A 17,190-nucleotide genomic window follows, 5' to 3' on the forward strand; every position below is an offset into this window, starting at 1 on the left:
GATGCGTCATTGCTGCGCAGCCAATCCCAACGCGTCGACCATGACACGAAAGACATCGGTGTTGTCCATCGAGCCGTGCACGCGCTCACTGCCTGGACCGGTCGCTGTCAGGATGACGTCCTCGCCCGAGTGCACGCTGGCGCCGATCATCGCCGACAGATTGCCGGGCCGGAGCACGGCGCCCGGGACGTCCTTGTATTTGTCGTTGGCCTTGAAGGTCCCGTCACCGCCGGCCTTCACGGTCGGCTCATTGGGATTGTCGAGCTTCGGACGGAACGTCTCGTAGTGATCCGGCAGGCTGGCCGAGAAGATGGCGAGCCGCCGGCTCACGTCGACGCGCGCCGGATAACCTTCCGCATCAGGAGCGGGATAGTTGGGAAATCCGGCTTGATCGTAGACGCCGACGCGCTCGCGCAGCGCCACGTTGGGCGTCGTGCCCATGTCGTCGTTCACCGTGCCGACGAGACTGTTGGGATGGTTGTGGTCGGCGAGCACCAGGATGAGGGTGTCGTCGCCGCGCGCCTGCGCCCATTCACGCGTCTGGCGTACCGCGTTGTCGAGCATGATCGTGTCGTAGACGGCCCGCTCCATGTCGAGCAGATGCGCGTATTTGTCGATCATACCGGATTCGACCATCAGGAAAAAACCGGCCTCGTTCCGCGATAGCAGCTTGAGCGCGGCCTGCACCTGCTCGGTCAGATCGGGCTGCTCGGGGAATTTCTTGACGCCGCCGCCCTTCAGGAATTTGCGGTCCAGCGCACCGTCCATGTTTCCCGTGGCGAACAGGCCGAGCAGCTTGCCTGTCTCCGGCTTTGCCGAGAGATCACCGAGCTCGCCCGCGGTGGTCGCCACCTGATATCCTGCATCGCGGAACTTGGCGATGTAATCGGTCTCGTCCTTGCGTTTCGAGCCTGCGGCCGACTTCGGCATGAAGTTCGCGCTACCCCCGCCCATCAGCACATCCGGCTTCGCCACGAAGAACTGCTCGACGACCTCGTCATAGGCGGCGCGGCGGCGCGTATGCGCGACCATCGCCGCCGGTGTCGCGTCTTCGACCTCGGTGTTGGTGACGACACCGATCGCCATGCCGAGCCGCCGTTTGGCGAGACTGGTGATGGTCTCGACCCGGGGATCGTCGAACGGGCTCGCGCTGCGATCCGCATAGACACCCATGGCGTTGACGGCGCTCTTGTGCCCGGTCGCATAGGCGCTGGCCGAGTTCGCGGAATCGGTGATGATCGAATCCGAGCCTGCGGTTGCCACCAGGGCCATATGGGGCATGTCGTCGATGGCGAGCTTGCCGCGGCTCTTGCCCTCCGAAATCCCCTTGGACAGGATTCGTGCGGCGACACGATGTGCCGGCGACATGCCATCGCCGATGAAAAGGATGACGTTCTTCGCCTTGCGCGGACCGGTGTCGTAGACCGTCCATGTGACGCTGCGCTGGCTCGTGCCGTCGCTCACGTCCACGGTCACGCTGCCCGGCTTGGGCAGCGTGACGTCGCGCAGGACCAAGGCCGACTGATCCTTGCCGTCCTCGCGGTCGATGAAGGTCCCGGCGCGGCCGAACGCGGTCGCGTAATCCGCGCCGTTCACAGTGATCTTCAACTTGGCCGGATCAACCAGTCCGGGGAACTCGACCTTGAAGTCGAACTGAGCCCCCGCCAGGATCTCGGCGCGATCGATCGGATAGAGCGTCTGCGCCCACAGCGACGATGTCCAACCGAGTACGATGAGAGAGGCAAGTGCCGATTTCCTGATCATTGGCGATGCTCCGAAATCCCATTCCGACAGAAATAGGAACGTAGCGATCGAGAATGACAGCGTCATTAAGCTCGTAGCCCGGATGGAGCGAAGCGCAATCCGGGATCTCATCGGCTTGGCAGCGGCTCCGGATTCCGCTTCGCTCCATCCGGGCTACGAAAGCATCAACCCTTGTCGCTCTCGAGCCGGAAGATCTGCGAGCCTTCGCTGCCGGAGAGCAGGCCGGTGTCGCTGTAGAGCTTCAGCTTGGTGCGGGTGTCCACGATGTCGAGGTTGCGCATGGTGAGCTGGCCGATGCGGTCGGCGGGCGTGAACGCGGCGTCCTCGACCTTCTCCATGCTGAGCCTTTCAGGCGCATAGGTGAGGTTCGGGCTCTCGGTGTTGAGGATCGAATAGTCGTTGCCGCGGCGCAGTTCGAGCGTGACCTCGCCGGTGACCGCGCGCGCGACCCAACGCTGCGCGGTCTCGCGCAGCATCAATGCCTGCGAGTCGAACCAGCGGCCCTGATAGAGCAGGCGGCCTAGGCGCATGCCGCTGATGCGGTATTGCTCGATGGTGTCCTCGTTGTGGATGCCGGTGACGAGGCGCTCATAAGCGATGTGCAGCAGCGCCATGCCGGGCGCCTCGTAGATGCCGCGGCTCTTGGCCTCGATGATGCGGTTCTCGATCTGGTCGCTCATGCCGAGGCCGTGCCGGCCGCCGACGGCGTTGGCTTCCAGGAACAGCGCGACCGGATCGGCGAAGGTCTGGCCGTTCAGCGCCGTGGGCTGGCCTTCCTCGAAGCGCACGACGACCTTCTCGGCCTTCACGGCGCAATCGTCGCGCCAGAACGGCACGCCCATGATCGGGTTGACGATCTTGATGCCGCTGTCGAGGCTTTCGAGATCCTTGGCCTCATGGGTGGCGCCGAGCAGATTGCTGTCGGTCGAATACGCCTTCTCGGCACTCATCTTGTAGGCAAAACCCTGCGCGGTCATGAATGCCGACATCTCGGCGCGGCCGCCGAGCTCGTCGATGAACTGCTGGTCGAGCCAGGGCTTGTAGATCTTCAGGCCGGGATTGGTGAGCAGGCCGTAGCGGTAGAAGCGCTCGATGTCGTTGCCCTTGAAGGTCGAGCCGTCGCCCCAGATGTTGACGCCGTCTTCCTTCATCGCCGCAACCAGCATGGTGCCGGTGACGGCGCGCCCCAGCGGCGTGGTGTTGAAATAGGTGATCCCGCCGGTCGAGATGTGGAAGGCGCCGGACTGGATCGCGGCGATGCCCTCGTGGACAAGCTGCGTGCGGCAATCGACGAGGCGCGCCTTCTCGGCGCCGAACTCCATCGCCTTGCGCGGGATCTCGTTGTAATCGGCCTCATCCGGCTGGCCGAGATTGGCGGTGTAGGCGTAGCAGCGCGCGCCCTTCTGCTTCATCCAGAGCAGCGCCGCGGAGGTGTCGAGGCCACCCGAAAAAGCGATGCCGACTTTCTCACCCTTGGGCAGGCTTTTCAGGATCGTGGTCATGGGGCTTCCAATCGGGTCTCAAGGGGCTGATGGAGGGTTCGAACTTGACCGCGCGAATATCAAATTTCGCAGGGATCGGCACGCATTTAATGGCTCAAAGCGACGGCTCGGGGCCGGTCTTGCGGCCGAACAGGCGCTGCCGGAGCCGGTAGGCCGGCATGTTGAGCCGGGTCAGGGCGGCATCGACCGCCTCGTCGGAAAACCGCGTCCGCGGCCAGCGGTAAATCAGCGCGTAGGCGAACCAGATCACGACGAAGGTGACGAGGCCGGCGATGGCCACGTCGGTGAAGAAGTGCCCGCCGAAGGCCATGCGCAGCCCGCTCGTCAAGGCGCCGAACATGACGGCGGCGCCATAGGCGAGCGGCCGCCACGCCGGCGGCGCCAGCGCGGCCGGCGCCAGCGTCCAGAACGCGGTCGCGCCTTCGCCCGAGAAGAACGAGCAATTGCGCGCGCAGCCGCCGCGCGGATCCCACCACGGCACGAATTTCTGGTCGCCGGCGAACTCCGTCACCACCACCGGGCGCGGCCGGCCCCAATAGGTCTTGAAGGTGAGGTTGGTGAGAATGCCGGCCGACATCGTCATCGTCACCAGCAAGAAGATGATCGTGCGCCCCCGCACCATCAGCGGCCGGTCCGGCCGGATCATCTTGACCACGAGCGCCACCAGCGACGGCAGCACGAAGGCCCACGCAACCCACATCGCAGCGTCGCGCGCAAAACTGGCCCAGCCGTTCAGCTTGAGCGGAAACGTCTTGGTCGCGGGATCGAAGAACAGCGACGCGAGCTTGAGATCGAGCTCGGGATAGAGCCCGAAAACGACGCCGATCACGAGCCACAGCGCGAGGCCGATGAAGAGTCCGGTACGGTTCATGGCGCGCGGTTTAGCGGAGTGGGGAGGAGATGAAAACCCCGGGCGCGGCGCGACTTATCGCGCATCCGGCCTCGAATTCGACGGCAAGGGCGGCGGCGGTTTCCGCGGAGGCGGCGGGATGCGCCAGGCGCCAGCATTGCGCCCGGCGATCAGCCAGTAGACGAAGCCGGCAACGATGCCGGCACCGGTCATGATCTCCAGATGGCGCCGCACGATGCCTTCGAACTGGAACGTGTCGGAGTGAAAGGGAACGAGACCGAGATAGCAGGCTAGCCCGACGAGGCCGCCGCCGAAGGCATAAGCGAGCGCGCTGCGGATATAGAGCGCCTCTGTGATCGCGACGATCACCGCCGCCGGCACCAGCGCGAAACCGGAGACGAAGATGAAGCCAAAGCCGAGCAGGATATCGATCGTGCCCTGATCCACGGGGCCCGCGCCGAGGTCGGCGAATTCCGGAAACAGCAGCGCAACGACGACGATCATGCCGCCGACGAAACAGGCGGCGAGGAAGCCGACGAAGATGACGATGAGGCGGCCGATCAGGGACATTGCGCCACCCTCACCGTCATTGCGAGGAGCGTAGCGACGAAGCAATCCAGACTGCCGCGGCGGAAAGTCTCTGGATTGCTTCGCTTCGCTCGCAATGACGGGGATGCGAGAGCGCGGGCATGACAACCTAATCCGTCATCGCCATGGCGCGCAGCGCCTGACGTTCGCGTGCGCTGAGCTTCTCGGTCTCCGACTTCAGCTGGCCGCAGGCGGCGAGGATATCGCGGCCGCGCGGTGTGCGCACCGGCGAGGAATAGCCGGCGTTGAAGATGTATTCGGAGAATTTTTCGATCTGGTCCCAGTCCGAGCACTCATAGGCGGTGCCGGGCCAGGGATTGAACGGGATCAGGTTGATCTTGGCGGGAATGCCCTTGAGCAGCTTCACCAGCAATTTCGCGTCGTCCAGCGAATCGTTGACGCCCTTGAGCATCACATATTCGAAGGTGATGCGCCGCGCGTTGGAGGCGCCGGGATAGTCGCGGCAGGCCTGCAAGAGCTCCTTGATCGGGTATTTGCGGTTGAGCGGCACCAGCTCGTTGCGCAGCTCGTCGCGCACCGCATGCAGCGAGATCGCGAGCATCACGCCGATCTCCTCGCCGGCGCGCACGATGTTGGGCACCACGCCCGAGGTCGACAGCGTGATGCGGCGGCGCGAGATGCCGATGCCCTCATTGTCGCCGGCGATCAAAAGTGCATCGCGCACCGCGTCGAAATTGTAGAGCGGCTCGCCCATGCCCATCATCACGATGTTGGTGACGCGGCGCGTGCCGTCCTCGCGATCGGCCCAATCGTTGAGGCGGTCGCGCGCAACCATCACCTGTCCAACGATCTCGCCGGCGGTGAGATTGCGCACCAGGCGCTGCGTGCCGGTGTGGCAGAACGAGCAATTCAAGGTGCAGCCGACCTGCGAGGAGACGCAAAGCGTGCCGCGATCGGTTTCGGGAATGTAGACGCACTCGACTTCATGCGCCTTCTGGAGGTTGTCGCCGCTCGGCAGCCGCAGCAGCCATTTGCGGGTGCCGTCGTTGGAGATCTGCTCGGCCACGACCTCGGGACGATCGACCGTGAAATGCTGCGCGAGCTCGGCGCGGATGCCCTTCGAGATCGAGGTCATGTCGTCGAAGCTCTGGGCGCCGCGGAAATAGAGCCAGTGCCACAGCTGCTGCACCCGCATCTTGCGCTGCGCAGGCGCGACTCCGATCTCGCCGAGCCGGTCGGCAAGCTCGGTGCGCGACAGGCCGATCAGCGACGGCTTTGCCGGCGGCACATAGGTTTCGAGTGGCGTCTTCTCCACTGGGATTGCGTTGCGCGGCTCGGTCGTCGGTTGCATTGGTTGCCTGAAATAGTTGCTGTCTCGTCATGCCCCGGCTTGTCCCGGGCATCGACGTTCTTTTCGCCTGAGTTAGCACGTGGATGGCCGGGACAAGCCCGGCCATGACGACTGAAATTGTGGAACCGGCTCTATATAGCAACCGGACCGTCCGATTGCGACCTTATCGCCCGCAGCCTTAACGCCTGCGCTCTTACCGCTTGCAATCCTGCGCGATCTTGTCGAGCGCCTGGGCGAGGCCCTTCAGCGAGAACGTGTCGGTCGTCTCGGTGCCCTTGGCCGAGACACCCTTGACCACGAGCTCGGCGGATTTGCGCATGGCCTCGACCATCCGCTCCTCCTCGGCCGCGTTCTTGATCCAGAGGCCGTCGCCCTGCGTGTACATCGCGTAAGCAGCGCCGCCGACCTCCACCGTCGATTCCGAGCCCGGCTTCAGCGCGTATCCGATCATCACTGAGACTTCGTTGTTCACCTTCTCGGCCGGCCGGGTGGAGACGAAGGCATAGGCGGGATCGCGCGGCCGATTCGGCGGATTGGTCTTCGACGAGGACGGCTTGGCCAGTGCGAAGCACACCTTCTTGCCGTTGGGCGTCGCCGAATAGGCCCCCCAGGTGCCGAACTGACCGATCAGGGTCGGCTCCGCGCCACCTGCAACCGAAGCGGGCGGGGCCGCCGCTTTGCTCTCCGGCTTTGCGGCCGACTTCCCATTCGTCGGGGCCGCCGGCGCCGCCGATTTCGGTGCCTCTTTTGGATGTGGCGCGGATTTCTGCGTCGGTTGCGCAGTCTGCGCCTGCGCGGAGACAGCGATTCCCCCGGCCGCCACGCCAGTCATCAAAGCTAAAATCAGCACCCGCCACATGCTGGAGTGGTTCCCTCAATATTGTGACTGGAAGATGGCCCGGCCGCGCTTTGTCCCCGTGGCAGGGATAGCCGGGAAAGCCCAATTTGGGAAGGCAGTTAGCGATATCAGCCTTTGGATCGCGCGGCGCGCTGGGCGGCCCATTGCGCCTCGGTCCAGAGAAGCAAATCCTCGGCGCCGGAACTGCGCAAATGCGCGCCACCATCGATGACGACCATCTCGCCGTTGATGTAGGCGGCACGATCCGAGACCAGGAAGCTGGCGAGATCGGCCAATTCGCCATGCTCTCCGGTGCGGCCCAGCGGATTGCGCGCGGTCCAGCCTTCGTCTCGGCCTTCGGGACGAAGCTGCCCAGAGGCACCCGCGGTCGGGAACGGACCCGGCGCAATGGCGACGGTGCGGATGCCTTTCGGCCCCCATTCCACCGCAAGGCTCCTGGTCATAGCCAGCAGCGCCGACTTCGCCATCGCCGACGGTACCGTGAAGGCGCGGCCGGTGACGGTCGAGGTCGAGAGAATCGAGAGCACGACGCCGCGATGCTTGTCCTCGATCCAGCGCCTGCCGGCCGCGAGCGTGCAGTACATCGCGCCATGCAGCGTCGACGCCAGGATCGCATCGGCCGCCCGGAACGAGAGATGCTCGCTCTGTGCGATGAACGTGGCGGCAGCGTTGTTGACGAGGATATCGAGCGGCGCCTCGCGCCAGATCCGGTCCATCATGTCGTCGACCGCGACACCATCGCGAATATCGCAGGCGATCGTCGTGACCTTGCCGCCGCTCTGCGCGCGCATCTCCGCGGCCGTCGCTTCCAGCCGGTCGAGCTTGCGTCCGCAAATGACGAGCTCGGCGCCGAGCGTGAGGAAGCGGTGTCCCATCGCGGCGCCAAGACCCGAGCCCCCGCCGGTGACGAGGATGCGCTTGTCCCTGAGCAGGCCTGTTTCAAACATCGTTTGAATCCTCGCTGTGTTCACATAGCCGTCATTGCGAACGCAGCGAGCAATCCAGCGGTCCGCGCCGCGGAAATTGCCTGGATTGCTTCGCTTTGCTCGCAATCACGAGGATAGGCCGAGGCGTGGCCTCAGACAAAGAATCCGGATTGTCGCCCGTGTCTAAATCCGGCAGAAACGGCCCAACTATAATTCCACTCGAAACGCCCCCAGGTGCCGCCATGAAAGCCATCCTCTGCTCGCAATATTGCCAGCCCGACGACCTCGTGCTCGCCGAGGTGCCGGATCCGGTGGCGGGTCCCGGCGAAGCGGTGATCGCGATCAAGGCCGCGGCGCTGAACTTCTTCGACATCCTGATGATTCAGGGCAAGTACCAGATCAAGCCGCCGTTCCCGTTCTCGCCGGCCGCGGAGGTCGCGGGCGTGATCGAGAGCATCGGTCCTGGCGTCACCGATCTGAAAGTCGGCGATCGCGTCGTTGCCTCTTGCGGCCACAACGGCGCACGCGAGAAGATCGCGCTGCCGGCGGCGTCCATCGTGAAGATTCCCGACAATCTCGACTACGACCGCGCCGCCGGCATCATCATCATCTACGGCACCGCGCTGCATGCGCTGGAGGATCGCGCCAGCCCGAAGCCGGGCGAGACGCTCGCGGTGCTGGGTGCGGCCGGCGGCACCGGCCTTGCCGCCTGCGAGCTCGGCAAGCTGATGGGATTGAAGGTGATCGCCTGCGCCTCGTCGGACGAGAAGCTCGAGTTCGCCAAGGCGCATGGCGCCGAGCTGACGCTGAACTACGCCAAGGAGGATCTGAAGGAAGGCCTGCGCAAGCTCACCGGTGGCAAGGGCGTCGACATCATCTTCGATCCCGTGGGCGGCGCCTATGCCGAGCAGGCGCTGCGCTCGATCGCTTGGGAGGGCCGCTTCCTCGTCATCGGCTTTGCCGCCGGCGACATCCCGAAGATGCCGCTGAACCTCGCGCTCTTGAAGGGCTGCGATATCCGCGGCGTGTTCTGGGGCGCATGGACGCGGCAGAATCCGGAAAAGAACCGCGCCAATCTGGAGAAGCTCGTGAGGTGGACGGCGGAAGGCAAGATCTCATCGCATGTCGATCGCACCTTCCCGCTGGCCCAGACCGCGGATGCGCTGAAGGTACTGGCGGGACGTCAAGCGATGGGCAAAGTCATCCTGCATCCGTGAGCTGATGCAGGTGGTTGAAGTCGCGTAGGCTACGCGACTTCTGCTTTACCGTCCGCCTCATCCACCCCACGCCGCAGCGCGGCGCGGGCGGCCTCGCGATGCTCGTTCGTGATGTGGCCGGCGACCATGCGGATGGCGGTGGCGAGCACGGCGGCGTCATCGGCGAAGCCGAGGATCGGCATCACGTCGGCGACGAAGTCGAACGGCAGGACGAAATAGGCGATCGCACCAAGCAGCGAGGCCTGGACGTGGCGCGGGGTCTGGCGGTCGAACGCGCAGTAATATGCCGCAAGCAGGTCCTCTGCGAAGGGCAGATGCGCGGCGACGCGCTTCAGCTTGCGCCAGAAGCGGCGGCGCACGCCTTCGCGATCTTCCGCGAGCCGATCGGCCGGCTCGAAACCGACGCTGTGTTCGGCAGCCATGTTCGACAAACTCCCCGTTCAGCCCGAGGCGGCGGAGCGCCGCATCCTGGCTGATCACAAGATGGGGATGTCGCCGGTCGCTGCAAGACGTCGGCAAGGTCTCAGCCCGCGATCGCGTTCATCGCCTTGGCCAACGCGACGTCGAGCGCCGTGACGCCGCCTGCGTCGTGGGTCGACAGCACCACCTCCACCGTCTTGTAGACGTTGCGCCATTCGGGGTGGTGATCCATCTTCTCGGCGACCAGCGCGGCGCGGGTCATGAAACCGAACGCCTCGTTGAAATCCTTGAAGATAAAGGTCTTCCCGATGGCATCCCGGCCCTGAACCTCGTTCCAGCCCGGAAGGCCGACGAGCGTCTGCTTGCGCGCCTCCGCCGAGAGCCGTTCTGCCATGGTCATCTCCGTCCTTCAGGGGAACTTTACCCTAACACCTTCGTGCGGCCCGGGTTCATACGGGGATTTCCGCCATCCGCTAACCATGACGGAGATGTAACCCCGACGGACAAGAAATTTGCTACAATTACAGACGTAAATCGCCGGCCAAGATGAAACTGAGCCTCAAGCGCCTGTTTGGGAGATCGATGACCGGGGGATTGGACCTGGCCGAAGCGCCCCCTCCGCCTTCGCCGCGATCCGCGGCGCGGAAGACGGCCTTGGTGTCTCTGGCGTTCCTGCTTGCGATCGTCGGCGTGGTCGCCGCCAGCTATTACTTCGCGATGCGTCCCGTGACGCTGAAGATCGCGGTCGGCCCCGCCAACAGCGACGACGTCAAGGTCGTGCAGGCGCTGACGCAGGCCTTCAGTCAGAGCAAGGGCCAGGTGCGACTGCGGCCGATCCAGACCGACGGCGCCACGGCCAGCGCCAATGCGCTCGCGGAAGGCAAGGTCGATCTCGCCATCGTGCGCGGCGACGTCGATGTGCCCAAGAACGCGCAGGCGGTCGCGACCCTGCGCAAGAACGTCGTGGTGCTGTGGTCCGTCCCGGGCAAAGGCAAGAAGCGCGGCGCGAAGATCACCAGGATCTCGCAGCTCGCCGGCCATCGCGTCGGCGTGGTCGGCCGCACCCAGGCCAACGTCAATCTGCTCAAGGTGATCCTGCAGCAATACGGCGTCGATCCCGCCAAGGTCGAGATCGTGCAATTCCCCGCCAACGAGGTGGCCGAGGCGATCAAAACTCAAAAGGCCGACGTCTATCTCGCTGCGGGCCCCGTCAACAGCAAGATCACGGCGGATGCGATCGCCGCCTCCAGCAAGGATTTCGGCGCGCCCAGCTTCATCGCGATCGATTCGGCGGATGCCATCGCGCAGAACCACCCGATTTACGAGGCGTCCGAGATTCCCGCCGGCACCTATGGCGGCTCGCCCGCCCGCCCGGAGGACGAGATCAAGACCATCGGCTTCTCGCACCACGTCGTGGCGCGCAAAGGCGTGTCCGAAACCACCATCGCGGCGTTCACGCGCCAGCTGTTCGCCGTGCGTCAGCAATTGGTGACCGAATTCCCGCTCGCGGCGAAGATCGAAACGCCCGATACCGACAAGGATGCGGTGATCCCGGTGCATCCGGGTGCGGCCGCCTTCGTCGACGGCGAGGAAAAGACCTTCCTCGACAAATACAGCGACTACATCTGGTGGAGCCTGATGGCGCTGTCAGCCATGGGCTCGGTCGGCGCCTGGTTCGCGGGCTACCTGAAAAAGGATGAGCGCGACAGCAACAATCATCAGCGCGAGCGCCTGCTCGACATGATCGCGGCCGCGCGCAAGTGCGAGACGACCGAAGAGCTCGACCAGATGCAGGCCGAAGCCGACGACATCCTGCGCGACACGCTGCGCTGCTACGATCACGGCGCGATCGAGGAAGGCGCGCTCACCGCCTTCAACATCGCGCTGGATCAGTTCCACTCCGCCGTTGCCGACCGCAAGGCGGTGCTGTTCAGCCTGCCGCCGAACCTGCAGCGCGCGGGCACGCAGTTCCGGGCCGCCGGCAACGCCTGAGCTCCGGCGCGCGTAGTCGCTGCGTCACATTGCCTCGATATTGGTTTGCCGTCATTCCGGGATGGTCCGAAGGACCAGACCGCAGGTGCGCAATTGCGCACCGGGGAATCTCGAGATTCCGGATTCGCGCTTCGCGCGCTCCGAAATGACAGCGAGAGATGCGCGAGCCAGCCATGAACATCAAATTCTCCCGTCGCCGCTTCCTCGCCACCGGCGCGGGTGCGCTCGGCACCATCGCGATGCCTTACCTGTCGCGCGCGGCCGATCGGCCAAGGGTCACTCACGGCGTACAGTCAGGCGACGTCACGGTCGATGGCGGCGTGGTGTGGGCGCGCACCGACCGGCCGTCGCAGATGCTGGTCGAGGTGGCGACGACCGACACGTTCAGGGATGCCCGCGTGCTGCCGACGATCGCGGCGCTCCCCGAAAGCGACTTCACCGCAAAGATGCTGATCGAGAACCTGCCGGGCGGCCAGGACATCTTTTACCGCGTCCGCTTCCGCGATCTCGCGCACAGCGCGGTCGAGGGCGAGGCGGTCGTCGGCCGTTTCCGCACCGCGCCGGCCGACCGCCGCGACGTCAGCTTCGTCTGGGGCGGAGACGTCGCCGGCCAGGGCTGGGGCATCAACCCCGACGACGGCGGCATGGTTGCCTTCGCGACGATGCGCAAGCACCGGCCGGACTTCTTCCTGCATTCCGGCGACACAATCTACGCCGACGGCCCGATTGCATCCGAGGTGAAGCTCGCCGACGGCAAGATCTGGAAGAACGTCACCATCCCCGAGAAGGCCAAGGTCGCCGAGACGCTGGACGAGTACCGCGCCGCGCACAAATACAATCTCATCGACGACAATCTGCGCGCCTTCAATGCCGAGGTGCCGATCTTCGTGCAGTGGGACGATCACGAAGTGACCAACAATTGGTCGCTCTCGAAAGAGCTGCCGGCGGCCTACAAGGAGCGCAACATCGCGCTGCTCGCCGCGCGCGGGGCGCGCGCCTTCCACGAGATGTATCCGCTGCGCGAAAGCATCCATGAGCCCGGCCGGGTCTATCGCCAGATCTCCTACGGCCCGCATCTCGACGTATTCATGCTCGACGAGCGCAGCTATCGCGGCGCGAACGGCCCCAATCTCGAAACCGCTTACGGCCCCGCCAGCTATTTCCTCGGCCCGGACCAGATCGCCTGGCTCAAGCGCGGCCTGCTCAATTCGCGCGCGACCTGGAAGGTGATCGCCTCCGACATGCCCCTGGGCCTGATCGTATCGGACACCTCGAAGGGCGGCTCGGAAGCCGTCGCGCAAGGCGACGGTCCGGTACGTGGCCGCGAGCTCGAGATCGCCGACATCCTGCGCTTCATCAAGATGGCGCCGATCAGCAACACGGTATGGCTGACCGCCGACGTGCACTACGCCGCCGCGCATTATTACGATCCGAACAAGGCGCAGTTCCAGGATTTCGAGCCGTTCTGGGAATTCGTGTCGGGGCCGCTGCATGCCGGCACGTTCGGTCCGAACGCGCTCGACAACACCTTTGGACCCGAGGTGCGCTTCGTCAAGGCGCCGGGCAAGGACAACCAGAACCTGCCGCCCTCGGCGGGCATGCAGTTCTTCGGTCACGTCAAGATCGACGGCACCTCCGGCCAGATGATCGTGACGTTGCGCGACCGCGCCGATGTCGCGCTGTGGTCGACGACGCTCGATCCGAAGCAGAGCTGACGGCTAGAGCCCTCAAAACGGGTCTAATCGGCGTCGCGCGTGCGCAACGCCGCCTCCAGCGCATCGCTCGAACACGGTTTCTGCAACCGTGGCTGACCGGAAAATTCCGGCGGAATGCGCGCCTCGGCGCCATAGCCGGTGACGAACACGAACGGGATCTTCAGGGCGAGAAGCCGTTCGGCGACCGCAAAGCTGGTCTCGCGGATCAGCTCGACATCGAGCAGCGCGAAGTCGGGCGCACGCTCGACAATGGCGCCCAGCGCCTGAGCCACCGACCCGACGGTCCGCACAACGGCGACGCCAAATCCAAGCAGGCGATCCTCGAAATCGATCGCGATGATGGGGTCGTCTTCGACAATCAGGACGTCGGCCGGCCGGCCTGTGCCATCGGGAACTAGGAGTGCCATGATCAGATCTTGGAGGTGGATGGGGGTTTTGGATCAGGACTGCCGCGACACGATGCCTGCCTGTAGCGCATCGGGGGTTCCCGGAACGAAACCCACCACATCGCCGTTCTCCAGTCTGTTCACTTGTGCACGCAGGAACGCGACGGAACTCGCTAAGATCGGGAGGAGAAGGGGGTTCACGATGGACGCGCGCATCAACAAGACAATCGAGGTCGAAAGCCGGCCGGCCAACAATCTGCTGCGGCGTTTGAGCCAAGCCGACTACGCTCTGCTCGCACCTCACGTCTCCGTCGAGGACTGCGCGGCAGGCGAGCTGCTCTACAATCCCGGCGATGACGTCCAGGTCGTCCACTTCCCCTGCGGACCGTCGCTCGCGACCTTTCTCGTTCCGAACGAGGACGGCCGCGACGTCGAAACCATCCTGGTCGGCCGCGAAGGCGCGGTGGGCGGTATCGTCAGCGAGGGCTACCTGCCGGCCTATACCCGGATCTGCGTGAAATTCGGCGGACCGTTCGCGCGCGTTCATGTCGCCAAGCTGGAAGCGGCCAAGCTGCGCTCGGCCTCGCTGCGCAACATCTTTGCCCGCTATGCCGATTGCATGCTGGCGCAGATCTTCCAGTCGACCGCCTGCAACGCGATCCATTCGATCGAGCAGCGGACCGCCAAATGGATTCTGGCGGCGATGGAGCGGACCGGCGACGAGAGCAGCGTGCCGCTGACCCACGAGCAGCTCGCGACGCTGCTCGGCGTTGGCCGCTCCTATGCCAGCCGCGTGCTTCAATCGTTCAAGGCAGAACGGATTCTCGACACGCGGCGCGGATCGATCCTGGTTCGCAGCCGTGACGGCCTGAAGCTTCGCGCCTGCCTCTGCAACGACGCGGTGAAGATGCACTTCGAAGAGGTGCTGCGCGGCGTCTACCCGACCGAGGAGCGGGAGGCGGGATAGCGAGTTCTTCCCCGGCGCAAGACGCGCGGGCGCACTATCCCGCGCGGCCGGAACCTGGCTAGTATCCCCGGCATGAGCGGGGCTTTGCTTCACACCATCTTCGACGTCTTGGCGTGGCTGGGGGCGGCCGCGGCCGCCTACGGGCTGACGCGACGGGGTTTGCGGTTTCCGGCGCAATCCTTGGCGCTGCCCTACATCGCCGCGCTGGTGTTTGGCGCAGGCCTCGGCGCCTATCTGTTCGGCTCCGCCAATCTGTGGCTGTCGGGTCAGAGCGGCATTGCGCGTTCGGTCGAGGGCGCGCTGGCCGGCGGCATCGTGGCGATCGAGCTCTACAAATGGACCGCCGGCATCAACGTGCGCACCGGCGCGCGGTTCGCGCTGCCGCTGGCCGTCGGCATCGCGATCGGCCGGCTCGGCTGCTATTTCGCAGGCCTCGACGACTTCACCTATGGCACGCCGACCACGCTGCCTTTCGGCCATGATTTCGGCGACGGCGTTCTGCGCCATCCCGTCCAGCTCTACGAGAGCGCAGCCATGGCCGTGTTCGCACTCGTCTATGTGCTGGCGGCCTTGAACCGGAACGCGTTCACGATCACCAATGGTTTCTGCCTGGCGCTCGCCTATTATGGAGCGCAGCGCTTCCTGTGGGAATTCCTCAAGCCCTACGGCACGCTGATCGGCCCCTTCACCCTGTTTCACCTGCTGTCGCTGTCCATCCTGCTCTACGCCGGCGTCATGCTGGCGACGGCGTCCAAAGCGAGACGCTTGCAAAGTGAGTTACTTGCATGAACGCGCCGTTGCGTAAGTCGCGTCCCTATGTTTTCTGGGGCCAGACCCAATCTCTCTGCGAAACCTGCCTGAAGCTGGTGCCGGCCAAGATCCAGATTCTGGACAACGAGGTCTGGTACGAAAAGCGCTGCAGGGAGCACGGCGTCCAGTCCACGCTGGTGTCGACCGATGCCGCCTATTGGCGCTTGTGCAAGGATTTCATCAAGCCCGGCGACCGGCCGCTGCAATTCCAGCAGCGCACCGAATTCGGCTGTCCCTACGATTGCGGGCTCTGTACCGACCACGAGCAGCATTCCTGCCTGGCGCTGATCGAGATCACCGAGCACTGCAACCTGACCTGCCCGGTCTGCTTCGCGGAATCCTCGCCGGCACGAACCAAATTCACCCCGCTCGCAACCGTCGAGAAGATGCTGGACGCGCTGGTCGCAAGCGAGGGTGAGCCCGATCTCGTGCAGATCTCCGGCGGCGAGCCGACGCTGCATCCTCATTTCTTCGAGATCCTGGACGCGGTGCGCGCCCGTCCGATCCGCCACGTCATGATCAACACCAACGGCCTGCGCATCGCGCGCGACAAGGATTTCGTGGCGCGGCTGGCCGAGAACAAGCGCGGGCTGGAGGTCTATCTCCAGTTCGATTCGCTGCAGCGCGACGCGTTGGTCGATCTGCGCGGCGCGGATTTGCGCAGGATTCGTCAGCAGGCGCTGGAAAATCTCGAACATTACGGCGTGTCGACCACGCTGGTCGCGACCATCAAGCGCGGCGTCAACGATGCCGAGGTCGGCGACATCGTCCGCCACGCCCTCACCTGGAAATGCGTGCGCGGCGTCACGCTGCAGCCGGTGCAGGACGCCGGTCGCAACGACAATTTCGATGGCAAGACCGACCGCATCATGCTGTCGGAGATCCGCAAGCGCGTGATCGAGACCGGCGTATTCGGCGACAAGGACATGATTCCGCTGCCCTGCAATCCCGAAAGCATCTCGATCGGCTACGGCCTGCGCAACGGCGAGAAGGTGCTGCCGCTGACCTCGCTGATCCCGCATGAGCAGCTGGTCGCAGTGATGCCCAACACCATCAGCCCGGAAAAATATCCGATGCTGCGGGAGAAATTCGTCGATCTGTTCTCGCTGTCGTCGGGTCCGCTCAACACGTCCGAACGGGTCTGCGAATTGCTGTGCTGCCTGCCGAGCTTTCAGGTGCCGGAGGGACTCTCCTATGAGAACGTCTTCCGCGTCACCATCGTGCAGTTTCTCGATCGCTTCAATTTCTGCGTCGGCAACGTCAAGCGCAGCTGCATCCATTTCGTGACGGAGCAGGGCGCGATCATTCCGTTCGACACCTACAATCTGTTCTACCGCAACGGCAAGATCGACGGCATCCGCGCGGCGCTGGCCGCGCAGGCAAGCGAAGGAGTCATGCAGGCATGAGCATCAGCGACCCACCGCCGCCGGCTCCTTCGGGGCCGCCTCCTGCCCCGAAGGAGAAGCGCGGCGGTTGCCTGACCGCGTTGATGGCGATCGCCGGGATCTTCATGCTGTTGCCGGGGCTGTGTGCGCTCCTGTTCGGCGGAATGGCGGTGGTCGACGGTGGCCGGATCCCCTCCGACATGGCGTCGCTGGTGTTCTTGGGGCTGGTCATCGGCATCGGAGGCGTCGTCCTGATCTGGGCGGCCATCATGGGGCGAAAGACCCCGCCGGCCCGCAACGACCGCTAAGCCCCGGAGATTCCCGGGCAAAATTCAGTCAACCAAGGCCCAAAGAACGCATTGTTTTTTGGCGGTTTTTGCATATATTGCGCCGCAACGCGCAGGGCGCCCGGTCGAGATGGCCGGGCTTCCTTTTTGGGCGGAAAGCGCCCCGTTTCCAGTCTTCCAGCGTTGTTTCGAGAAGAGGTCCCGGTCTGA

General features: G+C 64.6%; 17 protein-coding genes. 7 read left to right on the plus strand and 10 right to left on the minus strand.

Features of this window, described 5'->3' with window-relative positions; genetic code table 11:
- Positions 1-6 precede the first annotated feature (6 nt).
- The 7 genes from K410_RS0102345 to K410_RS0102375 form a co-directional block, all read right to left on the minus strand.
- Positions 7-1,764 carry an alkaline phosphatase gene (locus tag K410_RS0102345; RefSeq protein ID WP_028133346.1) on the minus strand — a complete coding sequence of 586 codons (1,758 nt, stop codon included), beginning with the start codon at positions 1,762-1,764 and terminating at the stop codon, positions 7-9.
- Positions 1,765-1,928: 164 nt separating this feature from the next.
- The gene (argG, locus tag K410_RS0102350; protein WP_028133347.1) at positions 1,929-3,266 is read right to left on the minus strand and encodes an argininosuccinate synthase; all 1,338 of its coding nucleotides are present in this window, start codon (positions 3,264-3,266) and stop codon (positions 1,929-1,931) included.
- A 94-nt stretch (positions 3,267-3,360) separates the two neighbouring features.
- Complete coding sequence (locus tag K410_RS0102355) at positions 3,361-4,137, minus strand: phosphatase PAP2 family protein (protein ID WP_028133348.1); 777 nt, start codon at positions 4,135-4,137, stop codon at positions 3,361-3,363.
- A gap of 54 nt (positions 4,138-4,191) precedes the next feature.
- Positions 4,192-4,686, minus strand: coding sequence for a hypothetical protein (locus K410_RS0102360; protein WP_028133349.1), 495 nt, complete (start codon positions 4,684-4,686; stop codon positions 4,192-4,194).
- A 127-nt stretch (positions 4,687-4,813) separates the two neighbouring features.
- Entirely contained in the window at positions 4,814-6,016 is a 1,203-nt protein-coding gene (gene rlmN / locus K410_RS0102365) for a dual-specificity RNA methyltransferase RlmN (RefSeq protein ID WP_028133350.1), read from the minus strand.
- 193 nt (positions 6,017-6,209) lie between these two features.
- The gene (locus K410_RS0102370; protein ID WP_028133351.1) at positions 6,210-6,875 is read right to left on the minus strand and encodes an invasion associated locus B family protein; all 666 of its coding nucleotides are present in this window, start codon (positions 6,873-6,875) and stop codon (positions 6,210-6,212) included.
- Positions 6,876-6,982: 107 nt separating this feature from the next.
- Positions 6,983-7,822, minus strand: a complete 840-nt coding sequence (locus K410_RS0102375; protein WP_028133352.1) for an SDR family oxidoreductase — start codon at positions 7,820-7,822, stop codon at positions 6,983-6,985.
- 221 nt (positions 7,823-8,043) lie between these two features.
- Between K410_RS0102375 and K410_RS0102380 the strand changes: the two genes are divergently transcribed.
- Positions 8,044-9,018 (plus strand): NADPH:quinone oxidoreductase family protein, encoded by a 975-nt coding sequence (locus tag K410_RS0102380; RefSeq protein WP_028133353.1) that lies wholly within the window; start codon positions 8,044-8,046, stop codon positions 9,016-9,018.
- Between the two features lie 29 nt (positions 9,019-9,047).
- Here the strand turns inward: K410_RS0102380 and K410_RS0102385 are convergent, their stop codons facing one another.
- Positions 9,048-9,440 (minus strand): YkvA family protein, encoded by a 393-nt coding sequence (locus K410_RS0102385; protein WP_028133354.1) that lies wholly within the window; start codon positions 9,438-9,440, stop codon positions 9,048-9,050.
- A 101-nt stretch (positions 9,441-9,541) separates the two neighbouring features.
- Positions 9,542-9,832: a 4a-hydroxytetrahydrobiopterin dehydratase gene (locus K410_RS0102390; RefSeq protein ID WP_028133355.1), complete on the minus strand. Its 291-nt coding sequence runs from the start codon at positions 9,830-9,832 to the stop codon at positions 9,542-9,544.
- Positions 9,833-9,984: 152 nt separating this feature from the next.
- Between K410_RS0102390 and K410_RS0102395 the strand changes: the two genes are divergently transcribed.
- Together K410_RS0102395 and K410_RS0102400 are read left to right on the plus strand one after the other, a co-directional pair.
- Positions 9,985-11,430, plus strand: coding sequence for a TAXI family TRAP transporter solute-binding subunit (locus K410_RS0102395; RefSeq protein WP_028133356.1), 1,446 nt, complete (start codon positions 9,985-9,987; stop codon positions 11,428-11,430).
- Positions 11,431-11,603: 173 nt separating this feature from the next.
- Positions 11,604-13,145 carry an alkaline phosphatase D family protein gene (locus K410_RS0102400; RefSeq protein WP_028133357.1) on the plus strand — a complete coding sequence of 514 codons (1,542 nt, stop codon included), beginning with the start codon at positions 11,604-11,606 and terminating at the stop codon, positions 13,143-13,145.
- Positions 13,146-13,168: 23 nt separating this feature from the next.
- Here K410_RS0102400 and K410_RS0102405 read toward each other — a convergent pair whose 3' ends face one another.
- Positions 13,169-13,552: a response regulator gene (locus tag K410_RS0102405; protein WP_049819903.1), complete on the minus strand. Its 384-nt coding sequence runs from the start codon at positions 13,550-13,552 to the stop codon at positions 13,169-13,171.
- Between the two features lie 181 nt (positions 13,553-13,733).
- Between K410_RS0102405 and K410_RS0102410 the strand changes: the two genes are divergently transcribed.
- From K410_RS0102410 to K410_RS0102425, 4 genes are all read left to right on the plus strand, one after another.
- On the plus strand, positions 13,734-14,498 hold the full coding sequence (locus tag K410_RS0102410; protein ID WP_028133359.1) for a Crp/Fnr family transcriptional regulator: 765 nt from the start codon (positions 13,734-13,736) through the stop codon (positions 14,496-14,498).
- A gap of 72 nt (positions 14,499-14,570) precedes the next feature.
- Positions 14,571-15,287 (plus strand): prolipoprotein diacylglyceryl transferase, encoded by a 717-nt coding sequence (locus K410_RS0102415; protein WP_028133360.1) that lies wholly within the window; start codon positions 14,571-14,573, stop codon positions 15,285-15,287.
- On the plus strand, positions 15,284-16,714 hold the full coding sequence (locus K410_RS0102420; protein WP_028133361.1) for a radical SAM protein: 1,431 nt from the start codon (positions 15,284-15,286) through the stop codon (positions 16,712-16,714). Before K410_RS0102415 ends, K410_RS0102420 begins: the two co-directional genes overlap by 4 nt.
- Positions 16,711-17,001, plus strand: a complete 291-nt coding sequence (locus K410_RS0102425) for a hypothetical protein (protein ID WP_028133362.1) — start codon at positions 16,711-16,713, stop codon at positions 16,999-17,001. Before K410_RS0102420 ends, K410_RS0102425 begins: the two co-directional genes overlap by 4 nt.
- Positions 17,002-17,190: the final 189 nt, after the last annotated feature.

The organism is Bradyrhizobium sp. 22, assembly GCF_000482425.1.
In the GTDB taxonomy this organism is placed as follows: Bacteria; Pseudomonadota; Alphaproteobacteria; order Rhizobiales; family Xanthobacteraceae; genus Bradyrhizobium; species Bradyrhizobium japonicum_B.